General features: G+C 72.9%; 12 protein-coding genes. 7 read left to right on the forward strand and 5 right to left on the reverse strand.

What is annotated here, in order from left to right; translation table 11 throughout:
* The first annotated feature begins 29 nt into the window (after window positions 1–29).
* The gene (locus AC5L38_RS19145) at window positions 30–1,163 is read left to right on the forward strand and encodes an NAD(P)/FAD-dependent oxidoreductase (RefSeq protein ID WP_495244159.1); all 1,134 of its coding nucleotides are present in this window, start codon (window positions 30–32) and stop codon (window positions 1,161–1,163) included.
* Between the two features lie 135 nt (window positions 1,164–1,298).
* Here the strand turns inward: AC5L38_RS19145 and AC5L38_RS19150 are convergent, their stop codons facing one another.
* Complete coding sequence (locus AC5L38_RS19150; protein ID WP_389909890.1) at window positions 1,299–1,529, reverse strand: exodeoxyribonuclease VII small subunit; 231 nt, start codon at window positions 1,527–1,529, stop codon at window positions 1,299–1,301.
* 176 nt (window positions 1,530–1,705) lie between these two features.
* Here AC5L38_RS19150 and AC5L38_RS19155 point away from each other — a divergent pair, with 176 nt between their 5' ends.
* Window positions 1,706–2,176 (forward strand): GNAT family N-acetyltransferase, encoded by a 471-nt coding sequence (locus AC5L38_RS19155; protein ID WP_495244160.1) that lies wholly within the window; start codon window positions 1,706–1,708, stop codon window positions 2,174–2,176.
* On the opposite strand, the gene xseA is transcribed toward AC5L38_RS19155, so the two are convergent.
* A complete protein-coding gene (xseA, locus tag AC5L38_RS19160) occupies window positions 2,154–3,362 on the reverse strand; it encodes an exodeoxyribonuclease VII large subunit (RefSeq protein ID WP_495244161.1) in 1,209 nt (402 codons plus the stop codon). The two genes, AC5L38_RS19155 and xseA, sit on opposite strands and share 23 nt — an antisense overlap.
* Before the next feature lie 27 nt (window positions 3,363–3,389).
* Complete coding sequence (locus AC5L38_RS19165; RefSeq protein ID WP_495244162.1) at window positions 3,390–5,051, reverse strand: hypothetical protein; 1,662 nt, start codon at window positions 5,049–5,051, stop codon at window positions 3,390–3,392.
* Between the two features lie 112 nt (window positions 5,052–5,163).
* Here AC5L38_RS19165 and AC5L38_RS19170 point away from each other — a divergent pair, with 112 nt between their 5' ends.
* Window positions 5,164–6,132 (forward strand): 4-hydroxy-3-methylbut-2-enyl diphosphate reductase, encoded by a 969-nt coding sequence (locus AC5L38_RS19170; protein ID WP_495244163.1) that lies wholly within the window; start codon window positions 5,164–5,166, stop codon window positions 6,130–6,132.
* Between the two features lie 132 nt (window positions 6,133–6,264).
* On the opposite strand, the gene AC5L38_RS19175 is transcribed toward AC5L38_RS19170, so the two are convergent.
* Both AC5L38_RS19175 and AC5L38_RS19180 read right to left on the reverse strand, forming a co-directional pair.
* Window positions 6,265–6,795: a DUF6542 domain-containing protein gene (locus tag AC5L38_RS19175; protein ID WP_495244164.1), complete on the reverse strand. Its 531-nt coding sequence runs from the start codon at window positions 6,793–6,795 to the stop codon at window positions 6,265–6,267.
* Window positions 6,796–6,934: 139 nt separating this feature from the next.
* Window positions 6,935–8,239 carry a DNA recombination protein RmuC gene (locus tag AC5L38_RS19180; protein WP_495244295.1) on the reverse strand — a complete coding sequence of 435 codons (1,305 nt, stop codon included), beginning with the start codon at window positions 8,237–8,239 and terminating at the stop codon, window positions 6,935–6,937.
* 248 nt (window positions 8,240–8,487) lie between these two features.
* Between AC5L38_RS19180 and ychF the strand changes: the two genes are divergently transcribed.
* The 4 genes from ychF (at window position 8,488) to AC5L38_RS19200 (ending at window position 14,420) form a co-directional block, all read left to right on the forward strand.
* Complete coding sequence (gene ychF, locus AC5L38_RS19185) at window positions 8,488–9,576, forward strand: redox-regulated ATPase YchF (protein WP_495244165.1); 1,089 nt, start codon at window positions 8,488–8,490, stop codon at window positions 9,574–9,576.
* A 782-nt stretch (window positions 9,577–10,358) separates the two neighbouring features.
* Window positions 10,359–11,225 carry a conjugal transfer protein gene (locus AC5L38_RS19190; RefSeq protein WP_495244166.1) on the forward strand — a complete coding sequence of 289 codons (867 nt, stop codon included), beginning with the start codon at window positions 10,359–10,361 and terminating at the stop codon, window positions 11,223–11,225.
* A 151-nt stretch (window positions 11,226–11,376) separates the two neighbouring features.
* Window positions 11,377–11,652: a hypothetical protein gene (locus tag AC5L38_RS19195; protein WP_329093688.1), complete on the forward strand. Its 276-nt coding sequence runs from the start codon at window positions 11,377–11,379 to the stop codon at window positions 11,650–11,652.
* 47 nt (window positions 11,653–11,699) lie between these two features.
* Window positions 11,700–14,420, forward strand: coding sequence for a TcpE family conjugal transfer membrane protein (locus AC5L38_RS19200; protein WP_495244167.1), 2,721 nt, complete (start codon window positions 11,700–11,702; stop codon window positions 14,418–14,420).
* The last annotated feature ends 15 nt before the right edge of the window (window positions 14,421–14,435 follow it).

The raw sequence follows: 14,435 nt of genomic DNA on the forward strand, positions 1-14,435 counted from the left end.
CAGCGTCGAACGACGGATGGAGAACGCTCATGACGACGACACCGAACATCGCGGTCCTGGGCGCCGGATACACCGGCGTCACGACCGCCAAGCTGCTCGCCGGGCGCACCGGCGCGAACGTCACGATCGTCAACGACCGTGACCGGTTCGTGGAGCGGATGCGCAACCACCAGCTCGCCTCCGGCCGAAAGGTGCGCCACCTGTCACTGCGCGGACTGTTCGAGGGCACCGGCGTCCGGCTGATCGTCGACCGGGTCACGCGCGTCGACACGGAGGGCAGGCGGGTGGAACTGGCCGGCGGCGCGGAGCCGATCGGCTACGACCTGCTGGTGTACGCGCTGGGCAGCCGCGCCGACCTCGACACCGTCCCCGGGGTGGCCGAGCACGCCTACACCGTCGCCGGCGGGGAGCAGGCCGAGCGGCTGCGCGACCGGATGCGGACCGCCGGCACGGTCGCCGTGGTCGGCGCCGGGCCGACCGGTCTGGAGACGGCCACCGCGCTGGCCGAGACCTACCCCGACCGCACGGTGCGGCTGGTCACCGGCGGAGCGTTGGGCCAGGAGCTGTCCGAGCGGGGCCGTGACTACCTGCACCGCGCCTTGGGCCGCCTCGGCGTCCAGGTGTGGGAGCACGCCAGGGTCGCCAAGGTCGGCGCGGACGGCGTGCTGCTGGAGGGGGGCGAGCACGTCACCGCCGACACGGTGGTGTGGACCACCGGCTTCACGGTCCCGGAGCTGGCGCGCGAGGCCGGGCTGGCCGTGGACGACCGCGGCCGCATGCTCGTGGACGGGACCCTGCGCTCGCGGTCGCACCCGGAGGTCTACGGCATCGGGGACGCCGCGGCCGCGCACACCCAGGACGGGCAGGTGCTGCGCATGGGCTGCGGCCCCGGGGGGCTGGCCGCCGCGTGCGCCTTCCACGCGATCACCGCCCGGATGGCCGGGCGCAGCCCGAAGCCGCTGCGCGTCAAGGCCGACGCCCTGTGCGTCAGTCTCGGCGAGTGGGACGGCATCCTCCAGCCCACCGGCCTCGACGGCAGCCCGCACGGAAAGGTGCGCACGGGTCGCCCGGTGGCGATGCTCAAGAAGTCCGTGCTCCGCGTCACCGGCTGGTACAGCCTTCGCCACCCCGCCCTGGCCGTGATCGGCGCCAGGCAGGGGTGACGTCCCCGCCCGGATCCGCCGGCCGGTGGATCCGGGCGGGACACGATCTCCGCGGCCCCGCCCGCCGTCGGCTCGGAAAGCTCGGAAAGCTCGCGCAGTTCGGGCAGTTCGCGCAGTTCGGGCAGCTCGGGCAGGTCAGAAGGGGGCGTCTCCGGCCGGGTCGGGTTGCCGTCGCTGCGCCATGGCCGCCGCGAGCTTCACCCTGGCCCCCTGGAGCCACTCCTCGCAGATCGCGGCCAGCCTCTCGCCGCGCTCCCAGAGCTCGATCGACTGTTCCAGGGTGAGCCCGCCCGCCTCAAGACTGCGGACCACCTCGGTCAGCTCCTCGCGCGCCTGCTCGTACGACGGTGTCTTCTCATCGGCCACGCACCCCACCTTAGGTCGTGTCCCGGGGATCTTCGGCCCGCGACGTCCGACCGGCGTGGTTTCGACGCGGTCTCGCCGGTGACGTCCCCCGGTCCGCCGTGCCGCCCGCCCGCGGGTGATCCACAGGGTGCCTCCCCGGCCGCTCAGGCACGGCGTACGGCTGGGAGAATGCCCGGATGAACGTTCGCGACGCGACCACCGAGGACATCCCCGAGCTGGTGCGTCTCCGTGAGGTCCTGGCCGACCGGATGGCGCAGGACGGCACCTATCCGGTCGAGGAGGAGTGGCAGAAGGCCTACGCGGAGAGCCTCGGGGAGCGGCTGGGCAGCCCCGACACGGCCGTCTACGTCGTGGACGCCCCCGGCTCGGGGCTGGCGGCCTGCGGGATCGGCCTCATCTTCGACCGCTTCCCCGGCCCCACCCTCCCCGACGGCCGCTACGGCTACGTCCAGGGCATGGCCACCGACCCCCGCCACCGGCGCCGGGGGCACGGCCGGGCCATCATGGGAGCCCTCCTGGAGTGGTACCGCGACAGCGGGATCCGCCGGGTCGACCTGCACGCGACCTCCGACGCAGAGTCCCTCTACCGGCAGCTCGGCTTCGTCGACGACGGCTACCCCTCGCTCACGTGGCGCCCTCGCTCCTGACCGTCACCCGGTCGTCGGGGAAGCGCACCGTCAGCTCCTCACCGGGGGAGACCTCGCTCGCGAGACGTACGACATCGCCCGAGGGGCGCTGCACGATCGCGTAGCCTCGCTCCAGCGTGGCGGCCGGAGACAGCGAGACCAGCCGGGCGCGCAGGTGCTCCAGCGAATCCTGGGCGCGGTCCAGGGAGGCGGTGAGGGATCGCCTCGCCCGGTCCCTGAGCTGCTCGGCCTGCTCGGCCCTGCGCTCGACCTCGCGCACCGGGTCGGCGAGCGAGGGACGGGAGCGGGCCGCCGCCAGCCAGGCCGTCTCGCGGTCGAGCCAGCCGCCCGCCACCCTGCGGCCCCGGTCGCGGAGCTGGCGGATCAGCGTCATCTGCTCGCCGACGTCAGGCACGACCTTCTTCGCCGCGTCCGTCGGCGTGGACGCGCGCACGTCGGCGACCAGGTCGAGCAGCGGGTTGTCCTGCTCGTGGCCGATCGCGCTGACCACGGGCGTGCGGCACGCCGCGACCGCCCGCACGAGGGCCTCGTCGGAGAAGGGCAGCAGGTCCTCCATCGACCCGCCGCCCCGCGCGACCACGATGACGTCGACCTCGCCGTCCGCGTCGAACTTCCGCAGCGCCTCGGTGACCTCGCCGACCGCGTACGGCCCCTGCACGGCCACCGGCTCGACCTTGAACCGCACGGCGGGCCAGCGGCGCCGCGAGTTCTCCAGCACGTCGCGCTCGGCGGCCGAGTCGCGACCGCAGATCAGCCCGACCGTGCCCGGCAGGAACGGCAGCCGCCGCTTCCTGTCGACACCGAAGAGCCCCTCGGACGCGAGCAGCTGGCGCAGCCGTTCCAGCCGCGCCAGCAGCTCACCGACCCCCACCGGCCGCAACTCCAGCGCGGTGAACGCGAAGGAGCCCTTGTTGACCCAGAAATCGGGCTTCAGATGGGCCACGATCCTGGCGCCGTCGACCGGCCGGGGGAGGGTCGCCTCGTACACGCCGCGCGGGCAGGTGACCCGGGCCGACACGTTGGCCACCGGGTCACGCAAGGTCAGGAACACCGTGCCGCCGCGGGCGGTCAGCTCGGTGATCTGCCCCTCGACCCAGACGGTGCCGAGCTTGCCTATCCAGCCGCCGACCATCTGCAACACCGTGCGAACCGGGAGGGGCTGCTCAGGGGTGGTCTTCGAGCTCATGGCCGGGAGCCTACGCGCCGGGCGTGACTATTCGGCGGTCTCCAGCTTGGCCAGGCGGTTCTCGTACATCCGCACGACGGCCTCGCGGTCGGTGGTCGCCCGCTCGTAGGTGATCAGCTCCAGGATCTGCCCGGCCGTCCTGCCGCGCATCCGCGCCCGCAGGGACGCGACCGTCAGCTCGGCGTAACCGGGGAGCGGCTCGGCGAGGGTGCTGGTCGCCTCCGAGGAGGGGGCGGTCGTCCCGAGGGACCCCGCCACGTCGGCCGACTCGGGCGCCGAGGCCCTGGTCGCCGTCACCTCGACCACCGCGGCGTCCGAGGTCTCGGGCTTCGCGGTCTCGACCCTCGTCACCTCGACCTTCACCGCCGAGGGGGTCTCCAGCACGGCCTCCGCCGGGGCGTTCGCCGTGCTGTTCTCCGTGGCGCTCGTCAGGGCGCCGTTCTCCGCGCTCCCGGTCGCGGTCTCCACGGGGGCGGCGGCCTTGGTGGTCTTGCGGGTCCTGGTGGCCCTGGCCTTCGGAGCGGCCTGGGCGGCCTCGGACGCGGCGGTCCCGGACTCCGCGGCCTCGGTGACCGGGGCCGTGGAACCCGCGGCCTTGGCCCGGGTGGCCCTGGGCTTCGCGGCCTTGGGGCTCACGGTCCCGGACTCCGCGGCCTCGGTGGCCGGGGTCGTGGAACCCGCGGCCTTGGCCCGGGTGGCCCTGGGCTTCCTGGCGGGGGCCTCGGTGACCGCGCCGGCCTCGGCGGCCTGGGGCTCGGCGGCCTCGGGCTTCGCGGCGGGAGCCTTGGCCCTGGTGGCCCTGGTCCGCTTGGCGGGGGCCTTGACCTCGGCGACCTCGGCGACCTCGGCGGCGGGCGCCTCGGGGGCGGTGGCCTTCGTGGTCTCCGCGTTCTCGGCGGTCCCCTCGGCCTCGGTGGTGGCGCTCCCGGCGACCTCGGGCTTCGCGGCCTCGGTGGCCGGGGCCTCCACGATCTCGGCTTCGGCGGCTTCGGCGGCGGCCGGGGCCTCCGTGGTCTTCGCCTCCGGGGTGGCGGCGGCCCGGGTCTCCGCCTTCGAGGCGGCCGGGGTCTCCGCGTCGGCGGGAGCCTTCACGGCCTTCGCCTTCGCGGGGGCGTCCACGTCGGCGGGGGTCTCCGTGGCCGGGGTCTCCGTGGTGGCCGCCGCGGTGGTGGCGGTCTCCGTGGCGGCCGCCTCGGCGGGCTTCGCCGGGGCGGTCCCGGACTCCGGAGTCGCGGCGGCGGTCTCGGCGGGCTTCGCCGGGGCGTCGACGGTCTCGGCCTTGGCCTCGGGAGACTTGGCCTCGGGGGCGGAGGGCGCCGCGGTGTCGGGCTTGGCGGGGCTGAAGATGACAGGGTCGGGAGTGGTCCTGGCACCGTTGCTCTCGGCCGCGGGCTTGCTCGCGGCCTTGCCCGCGGCCTTGTCCGAGCGCGGCGCGAAGATGACGGGCTCGCGGCGGGTGGGCTTCTCCGCCTGGTCCGTGGCCTTCTCGCCGGTCTTCGAGGACTTGTCGCCGACCGTCCCGAAGGGCTCTTCGGCCTCGGCCTGGCCGGAGGTGCCCTTGAACCTGTTCCGGACGCGGTCGCCGAGAAGCAGGGCCTGGCCCACCCCGCTCAGCGCGCTCTGCAGCATGTTCAGCGGCAGGTCTTTTGCTTTTTGTGTGACATTGCGGATCATGTCGGGGACTGACATATCGTCTCCCTGGGAGGTCTGTATCGAGAAGGCTAGTGTGGCAAGACGTGTGCCGCATGAGCTCGTGGGACGTATGGGCTGTCTCGCGGACGTGTCCACGTAGCATAAGAGCATGACTTCAGACACCCCCGCGACCCGACGCGTACTAGTGGCGAAGCCCCGTGGTTACTGTGCCGGGGTCGATCGCGCGGTCCAGGCCGTGGAGAAGGCGCTGGAGCAGTACGGCGCCCCGATCTACGTCCGTAAGCAGATCGTCCACAACACCCACGTGGTCAAGACGCTGGAGCGGCGCGGGGCGATCTTCGTCGAGGAGACCGAGGAGGTGCCCGAGGGTGCCATCGTCGTCTTCTCCGCCCACGGGGTGTCCCCGGCCGTCCATCGGGAGGCCGCCCTGCGCGGCCTCAAGACGATCGACGCCACCTGCCCCCTGGTGACCAAGGTGCACAACGAGGCCAAGCGTTTCGCCTCCCAGGACTACGACATCCTCCTGATCGGCCACGAGGGCCACGAGGAGGTCGAGGGCACCGCGGGCGAGGCGCCCGACCACGTCCAGCTCGTCGACGGCCTGCACTCGGTCGACACCGTGCGGGTCAAGGACCCCGAGCGGCTGGTCTGGCTGTCGCAGACCACGCTGTCGGTGGACGAGACGACCGAGACGGTCACCCGGCTCAAGGAGCGCTTCCCCAACCTGATCGACCCCCCGAGCGACGACATCTGCTACGCCACCCAGAACCGCCAGGTCGCGGTCAAGGAGATCGCGGCCGAGGCCCAGCTGGTCATCGTCGTCGGTTCGGAGAACTCCTCCAACTCCAAGCGGCTGGTCGAGGTCGCCCTCGACCACGGGGCCGACGCCTCCTACCTGGTCGACGACGCCTCGCTCATCGACGACGCCTGGTTCGACGGCGTCACCACGGTCGGCGTGACGAGCGGCGCCTCGGTGCCCGAGGAGCTCGTCGCCGAGGTCCTGGCCCGCCTGGCGCGGAACGGCTTCGGGGACGTCGAGGAGGTCGAGTCCGTCCACGAGAGCGTGCGCTTCGCGCTCCCGCACGAGCTGCGCAAGGACCTGCGCGCCACGGTCTGACCACGCCGGCGCCGCTCCGACCGGCCGTCTCCCCGGGAAACCCCGGGGAGACCCCGGGAAGACCTCGGGGAGACCTCCGGGGAACCGCCTCACCCGGAGGCCCCTGTCACGGGTGAGGCCCGCGCCCGGCCGCTACTGGCCCTCGCGCGGGGTGCCGTACACCTTGGGCTCGAAGTATCCCTCGGGCTCGGGGGCGAAGGCGGTGCCGCCGTCGCCGCCGCTCCTGGGGCGCGGGACCGAGGCCTTGGTCGCCCTGAGCTCCTCGCGCAGCTCGCGGACGCAGCGGGTCAGGCCGCGGCGCCAGGCGATGACCAGCACCAGGAACGAGCCGCCGAACAGCCACGGGGCCCCCTGCGACAGCGCCGTGTACATCCCCAGGCCGAAGGCCTGGACGGGGGTGGCCGCGAACAGGGAGCGGACCGCCTCGATGAGCGCGGTGGTCACGAAGAAGACCAGGGGCGGGGACACCACCAGCGACAGCAGGTCCCGGCGGTTCACGAGCGACGCGGCGGCCACGCAACCGGCCACGAACGCCGCCCCGGTCAGCGCCGCCACCCCCAGCAGCGCCTGCAGCACGCTTCCCACCAGCGTGGACGCCAGTACGAAGGCCAGCGCGCCCCGGACGGTCAGCCGGATGCCCGCGGCCCGGTCAAGCTCACTCATGCGATCACCCCGCAGGCCGGCTGCACGCCGCCTCGCTCGTTCACCACTCGCCCCCTTGACCTTGGGCCCTCGCGGATCCCCGCGTCGTCGGCCCCGCTGCCTCCAGTGTCCGGCCGCGAGAGCCTTCAGGGAACACTTTCTAGGGCAGGTCGTTGGTCAACCTACCGTTCAGGCGGGACACGAGAGGCGGGCTTGGCTCCTCTCGCGCGAGCAGTTCCGGCGAGGTCAGGGCGCGCGGCAGGTCCTCGACCGCCTGCGGTGTGTCCAGGTCGGCCTCGACCAGCCCCAGATCGTTCAGCTTGCGGGCGCTCACCAGCACCCGAGTCTCCAGCGAGCCGACCGTCCTGTTGTACGACTCCACGGCCCGGCTCAGCGAGCGTCCCAGGGCGTCGACGTTGCGTCCCATGCTGCTCAGCCGCTCGTACAGCTCTTTGCCGACCTCGAAGATCGCCCGCGCGTTCTCGCCGAGCGCGGCCTGCTGCCAGGCGTACTGCGCGGTGCGGAGCATGGTGATCAGCGTGGTGGGGGTGGCGATGTGGACCCGGCGCCGCATGGCGTACTCCAGCAGGGCGGGGTCGCGTTCCAGCGCCGGGGCGAGGAACGCCTCGCCGGGGATGAACAGGACCATGAACTCCGGCGCCGGGCTGAACGCCTGCCAGTAGGGCTTGGAGGCCAGCCGGTCGACGTGGTCGCGCACGTGCCGGGCGTGGGCGTCGAGCCGGACCGACTGGTGGTCGGGATCGGCCGACTCGGCGGCCTCGAGGTAGGCGGACAGCGAGACCTTGGAGTCGACCACGATGTTCTTGCCGCCCGCCAGCCGCACGATCATGTCGGGCCGCAGCACGCCGTCCGGCGTGGTGACGCTCACCTGCTCGTCGAAGTCGCAGTAGCGCTGCATGCCGGCGATCTCGGCGACCCTGCGCAGCTGGAGCTCCCCCCACCGGCCCCTGGCCTCGGGACGCTGCAGGGCCCGTACCAGCGAGCTCGTCTGGGCGCGGAGCTGCTCGTTGCTCTCGCGTACGACGTCGATGTGCTTGGCCAGCTCGGCGTGGGCGGCCCGCTGGCCCGTCTGGGTGTCGCGCAGCTGCGTCTCGACGCGGGCCAGGGTGTCCTTCAGCGGCTCGATCAGGTGCTCGACGGCCTGCTTGCGCTGCTCCAGCTCGCCGGACGCCTCGGCCCGGTTGGCGGCGAGCCTCGTCTCCGCCAGCTCCAGGAACCGCAGGTTGTTGACGTCGAGGGCCCGGCTGGACAGGGCCTGGAACCGTTCGGAGAGCTGTCCCTCGATGTAGGCGACCTTCTCCTCGGCGATCTTCGCCCGGGCCTCGGCGTCGGCCAGGCGCGCGGTGACGTCGGCGGCTCCCGAGGCGGCGCGCGCCCGGCCCAGCAGGAACCCGATCGCGAGTCCCGCGGCGAGGCCCACCGCGAGCTGGAAGGAGAGAGCCATGACATCCACCCCGGCATGATTCCAGGCCCGGCCACTCCTGGCGCGCCGACACGCTCCCGGACCGGGACCGGCTCCGTGCGGGTTCCGCGCCGGTTCCGTGTCGGCCCCGTGCCGGCTCTGTGCCGGCTCTGTGCCGGCTCTGTATCGCTCGATACCGGTTCCGTGCGGGCGCCTCACAGCCCGTGACTCCTACCTGTGACCCGGCCGTGGCGGGTAGCAGTGGGTCATTCCGCGTAAACTCGGCTCACGTGAGCCTGAGCATCGGCATCGTCGGATTGCCCAACGTCGGCAAGTCAACGCTTTTCAACGCGCTGACGAAGACCGCCAACGCCCTGGCGGCGAACTATCCGTTCGCCACCATCGAGCCCAACGTGGGCATCGTCGGCGTTCCCGACCCGCGTCTTGAGAAGCTGGCCGAGATCTTCGGATCCGCCAAGATCCTGCCGGCGAAGGTCGAGTTCGTCGACATCGCCGGTCTGGTCCGAGGCGCCTCGGAGGGGCAGGGGCGGGGCAACCAGTTCCTCGCCAACATCCGTGACACCGACGCGATCTGCCAGGTCATCCGGGTCTTCAACGACCCCGACGTGACCCACGTCGACGGCGGCGTCGCCCCCGGGCGCGACATCGAGACGATCAACACCGAGCTGATCCTGGCCGACCTGCAGACGCTGGAGAAGGCGATCCCCCGCCTGCAGAAGGAGTCCAGGACCAACAAGGACCGCAAGGCCGCGCTCGAGGCGGCGGAGGCGGCGTTCAAGCTCCTCGACGGCGGCACCACCCTGTACGCCGGGGCCAAGGGCGCGGGCATCGACCCGAAGGAGCTGCGCGAGCTGCACCTGCTGACGGCCAAGCCGTTCCTGTACGTCTTCAACCTCGACGCCGACGAGCTGGTGGACGAGAAGCTCCGGGCCCAGCTGTCGGAGCTCGTCGCGCCGGCCGAGGCCGTCTTCCTCGACGCGAAGATCGAGTCCGAGCTCGTCGAGCTCGACGACGTCGAGGCGCTGGAGCTCCTGCAGTCCGTCGGCCAGGAGGAGTCGGGCCTGACCCAGCTGGCCAGGGTGGGCTTCGAGACCCTGGGGCTGCAGACCTACCTGACCGCCGGTCCCAAGGAGACCAGGGCCTGGACGATCCGCAAGGGCGCCACCGCCCCCGAGGCCGCCGGGGTCATCCACACCGACTTCCAGCGCGGCTTCATCAAGGCCGAGATCGTCTCCTACGACGAGCTCGTGGAGGCCGGCTCCATCGCCTCCGCCCGCCAGGCGGGCAAGGCCCGCATCGAGGGCAAGGACTACGTCATGCGCGACGGCGACGTGGTGGAGTTCCGCTTCAACGTCTGACCGGTCGCGTGTCACGCGAGGGAGGTTTCCCGGCCCGCCGCGAGGAGCGGGCGGGAGTCCTCCTCCCGAGGCTCTCCCGAGGCACGCGCACGACGCCGTGTGTGCCCCCTTCCCGCCCTTCGCCCGCCCCGTGCTCGTCCCGCACGTCGCGTACGGCTCCCGGGGCACGCGCACGACGCCCCGCTTCTCGCCGGTGACCGGCTTCCGAGGGGTACTCCCGGACAAGATCGGGAGGCGTGCCCGCCGCGTCGGAGGATTCGCCCCTGACCGGGCCTGCCGAGCAATGGCAGTTTGGGGGGTGTGACCCTGGGTGACGTATTTATTGTTAAATGCGCAGGTCGCGACAGTCCGGGGGCCGTCCAGTTAGCAATGGGTGGCGTTTGAGTAATCAGCCCGCGCGCTGGCCAGGGGTAATGCGCTTTTCGCGGGTCATCGGCGGCATCGGCGGCCTCGTCGGCGATCCAGACCCGGTTTGCTCAGTCATCGCGATGCCTGCAGCATAGGCGTGGCTTTCCTGGAAGAATCGGCCGGGCGGCTAGAGTAAGTGCGTCACCATGGCCAACGGGATCGGCGGCGAATATGACCCCTGCCGGCCGAGGATTGACGCGAGCGGAGGCATGATGGCTCGAAGGTCGACCGTCCAGCGAGATCCCCGGATCGCTGGCGACCCTGAGCTGTCGGCATACCCGGACTTTCCCGACGATCCCGACCTTGATCGCGCTCAGGCGCGCGGTCGGGGCGCGTCGCGCGGACGCTGGTCCGGCGGAGGCGGTCGCTGGCTGGTGTGGACCGGCCGCGCCGTGCTCTGGGCGCTGATCGTCGTCATCGTGGTCAACGGGGTCCGCGCGCCCTTCGAGCGCTTCACCCAGCAGAACGCCCCCTCCGGCGCGGTGGCCGTGCCCGACAACGGATTCCCCACGGTCCAGGCCTCCGCCTTCGCGGCCCAGTTCGCCGAGGTCTACCTGAACTTCGACGGCGCCCGCCTCGCGGAGCGGGAGTCGAGACTCGCCCCCTACCTGCCCGAGGGCGCCGAGGCGCAGTTCGGCTGGGACGGTTTCGGCAGGATGAGCGCTGGAGCGGTGCAACCGTACGGGATCGAGGTCGTCGACGCCGACAACGCCGTCGTCACCGTCGCCTACCAGTCGGAGAACCGCCGCCAGCTCCTGTCGGTGCCCGTCTACCGCGACCGTCTCGCGCAGAGGTTCGTCGTCGCCGGGCGTCCGGGCATCCTGCCCGCGCCGAGGGCGGCCGCCCTGCCGCCCAAGGCCGCCCCCGAGCGCGACCGCGCCGCGGAGCAGGAGCTGCGCACCACGCTGGAAGACTTCTTCAAGGCGTACGCGGGTGACACCACCTCGCTGCAGCAGTACGCCGACGCGGGGGTCACCCTGCAGGGGTTCGGGGGCGCGTTCACCTTCCTGCAGCTCAAGGACCTCATCGTGCCCGCCGGCGGGGGAGGGGCCCGCGAGGTGACCGCGACGGTCACGTGGGGCGTGCCGTCGAAGGCGGCCCCGTCCGTCGAGCCCGAGCCCGCCGACCCCGGCCAAACAGGAGGCAAGCTGGAACAGTCCTACTTGCTCACCATGGTCAAGCAGGGCGACAAGTGGTTCGTCAAGGACATCCGCGGCGCATACCGATCTGTGGCGGGGTAGCGCATGATCGAATGGTGCCGGTCCACGGTGAGCAGACCCCCCCTGATCGATGAGCCGCCGGTCCGGGTTCCCGCGCTTACGCGCCGCGGGCCCGTCGCCGCCCGGCGGGCACGATCGTGAGTACGGAGGACAAGAAGTGATTCTCAAGACCATGCTGCTGAGCGCCATAGAGCTCGCTCAGCCCACAGCTCCTCCGGCGGGCGTCAACACCGAGGGCCTCGCCGACTTCCTCCGCAGCTTCTTCGCGCCACTCTTCCTGGTCATCGTCTCGGTGGTGGCCCTCTTCTTCCTCTTCACCCGTGAGATCACCAGGTTCGTCCAGTTCATCATCCTGGCGATCGCCATCGGAGTGATCTTCTACGTGCCGAACATCATCGAGGTGACTGCCAAGGCGATCGCGGGCGCACTGGGCATCTCGGGGGGTTGAGACCGGGTCCGAACGGTCAAACAAGGAGAGGCGGAGAGGAGGATCACGTGGATCTGCCCACGTACACCAATATCTGGAGGATCGAGAAGCGGCTCTACAAGCTGTACGACCTACGGCTGCCGATGCCGCTCCCGATCGTCTGGATCGGTGGGTTCGTGGGAGTGCTGGCCCCGTGGTCGCTGCTGCTCTACCTCCTCGGCCTGCCCTTCGCCGCCCCCTGGCACGTCCTCTACCTGGTGCCGCCCGGTGTCGTCACCTGGCTCTCCACCCGGCCGGTGATCGAGAGCAAGAGGCTCACCGAGCTGCTCCAGTCACAGGCTCGCTACGTGGGGGAGCCGCGCACCTGGTGCCGGATGGCGCCCCTGTCCGAGCCCGCCGAGGTCACCCTGAACGGCCGGATCTGGCGAGCCGCGCCGCAACGCGCGGACGTGCGGGTCAAGGCGTCGCGCAAGGCCAGGCACGCCCAGTCCAAGCGCGCCGCCGCCCGCTCGCGCGAGGTGCGTCCCGCCGTGGCCGCCGCCGCGGCGGCGGCCGCCACCGCTCCGGTGGCCCGCGAGCGCGTCGCCTGGTCCGAGGTCCACGCCCCGCGCCAGGGCACCGCCCCGGCCCTCGGCCAGACCTCGGCCGTCGAGGCGTCCCGGGCCGTGGAGGCCCCCAGGGGCGTCGAGACGCCCCGGGTCATCGTCCCCGCCGTTTTCCCGGTGCCCTCCGTGTCTTCCGTGTCTTCCGCGCCCTCTGTGTCTTCTGTGCCTCGCGCGTCCCTGCCCGTGGTGCCGTCCCTCTCCGAGCCCGCCGCGACCCCGGCCTCCGATCCCGCGTCGGTCCCCGGTCCCGCCGGGCCCGTGGCCGCCTCCGCTTCCCCGTCCGCCGGGGACGCCAGGGACGCCGGAAGCGCCGGAAGCGCCGGATCCTTGCCCGGTACGCCGGCCGCGGGCCCGGTCTCGCGGCCGCCCGCCGACCGCCCCGCCGGACGGTCCGGCGGGCGGGCGGAGCGTGCCCCGGCGGCCGGGCCCGCGGCCCCGGGACGTTCGGGCGACTCGCGGGACGAGGCTCCGGCGGCGGCTCCGGCCGCCCCCATCGACACCGAGGCGCTGAGGCGCCTGCGCAGGCTCGCGGCCTCCGCCGAGGCCCAGCGCGCCGCCGTCACCCCGGCCGTTGCGAACACGCCCACCGTGCCCACCGTGCCCACCGTGCCCACCGCGCCCGCCTCGCCTCCCGCGTCGGCCGCACCTCCCGCGCCTCCCGTGCTTCCCGAGGTGATCGGGCCCGCCGCGCCCGCTGTGTCCTCAGCGCCCGCTGTGTCCTCAGTGCCCGTCGCCCCCACCCCGGAGCCCCCCGTACGGCAGCGGCCCGAGGCCCCGGCCGTGCCGCAGCCCTCGGTTCCCGAGCCGCCCCGGGTGGAGAGGCCCGCCGCGGCCCGTGCGGTGCCCGCCGAGCGGCCGGCCGTCGTGCCCGACCCCGCCCGCAAGCCGGCCGTCCCGGCCGTCCCGTCCTTCGTGCCGAAGTTCGTCGGACCGGCGCCGACCGGGCGCCGCGCCGCGGAGGCGGCCGAGCTCCCGCAGGACAGGCCGGACGAGGAGAGCGCGCGGCGCCAGCACCGCAAGGGGCAGCCCGCGCCGATCGGCAGGCCGTCCGGCACGTCGCAGGCGTGGCCGCCGGAGAGAGACCCGGGCGCGCAGGCAGGGCCCGGAAGCCCGGCGGGCACCGGCGTCCAGCCGGGTGCGCAGGGAAGCGGCATGTCGATCCGCGCGGTCCCGTCGGGATCGGCCACGGCGGATCCGGTCACACCCGCGGTGCCGGTGACCGGTTCCTCGCGCGGCGAGGCGGAGACCAGGGTCCGCCGGGTGGAGTCGGTGGTCGGCCGTGACTCCTCGGGCGGCTGGCGGCGGCTGGCCCAGGTGGTGATAGGACCCGGCGGCGGCGGCCGTACGGACGGCTCGGAGATCGACGAGGCGCGGGCCAGGGCGGTGTTCAGCGGCAGCCGGCGGGTGGTGGTCCTGGGATGCACCGGCGGCGCCGGCCAGACCACGACCGCGCTCATGCTCGGCCACACCCTCGCCCGCTACCGTGAGGACCGGATCCTCGCGGTCGACGCCAGCACCGGCTCCCACGCCCTGTCCAGCCGGGTCCAGGGCGAGTCGCCCGAGACCCTGAGCTCGCTGCTCTCCGGGCTCGACAACGTCCAGGGATACCTCGGCATGCGCGCCTACACCAGCCGCTGCGCCTCGGGGCTGGAGGTCCTCGCCGGAGACAGCGACGCCGGGGCCGAGCAGCGCCTGTCCGACCGCACGCTCTTCTCCGACCGGCGGCTCGGACAGGCGATGGACATGCTCGACCGGCACTACAAGACGATCGTCGTGGACCCCGCCGCGGCCCTGGCCGCGCGGGTCCTCCCCTACGCCGATCAGCTCGTCCTCGTCGTCCCGGCCAGCGAGGACGGGCCGGACGCGGTGGCCATGACCTACGAGTGGCTCGACGGGCACGGCTGCGCCGACCTGCGCCACCGGGCGGTCATGGTCGTCAACGGGGTGAGCCGCCGCAGCATGGCCGACGTGGAGCAGGCGGAGGCGGTCGCGCGGGGCAGGTGCCGGGCGATCGTCCGGGTCCCCTGGGAGGACGCGCTGGCCCCCGGCAGGGCCGATCGGGTGGAACCCTCCCACCTGAGGGCACCCGGCCGCCGGGCGTACCTCGCCCTGGCCGGTGTCGTCGTGGCGGGCTTCGGAACGGTTCAGGCGGGTCGACCCAGCGAGGAGGAACTAGCCCAGTGATCCCCCGGGCGCGAG

It is taken from the genome of Streptosporangium nanhuense (genome assembly GCF_059358815.1).

Coding starts and splice junctions, on each gene's coding strand:
- AC5L38_RS19195 (WP_329093688.1), top strand. CDS start 11,377: ATGCTGCTGAGCGCCATAGAGCTCGCTCAGCCCACAGCTCCTCCGGCG.
- AC5L38_RS19165 (WP_495244162.1), bottom strand. CDS start 5,051: ATGTCAGTCCCCGACATGATCCGCAATGTCACACAAAAAGCAAAAGAC.
- AC5L38_RS19145 (WP_495244159.1), top strand. CDS start 30: ATGACGACGACACCGAACATCGCGGTCCTGGGCGCCGGATACACCGGC.
- AC5L38_RS19170 (WP_495244163.1), top strand. CDS start 5,164: ATGACTTCAGACACCCCCGCGACCCGACGCGTACTAGTGGCGAAGCCC.
- AC5L38_RS19155 (WP_495244160.1), top strand. CDS start 1,706: ATGAACGTTCGCGACGCGACCACCGAGGACATCCCCGAGCTGGTGCGT.
- xseA (WP_495244161.1), bottom strand. CDS start 3,362: ATGAGCTCGAAGACCACCCCTGAGCAGCCCCTCCCGGTTCGCACGGTG.
- AC5L38_RS19180 (WP_495244295.1), bottom strand. CDS start 8,239: ATGGCTCTCTCCTTCCAGCTCGCGGTGGGCCTCGCCGCGGGACTCGCG.
- AC5L38_RS19175 (WP_495244164.1), bottom strand. CDS start 6,795: ATGAGTGAGCTTGACCGGGCCGCGGGCATCCGGCTGACCGTCCGGGGC.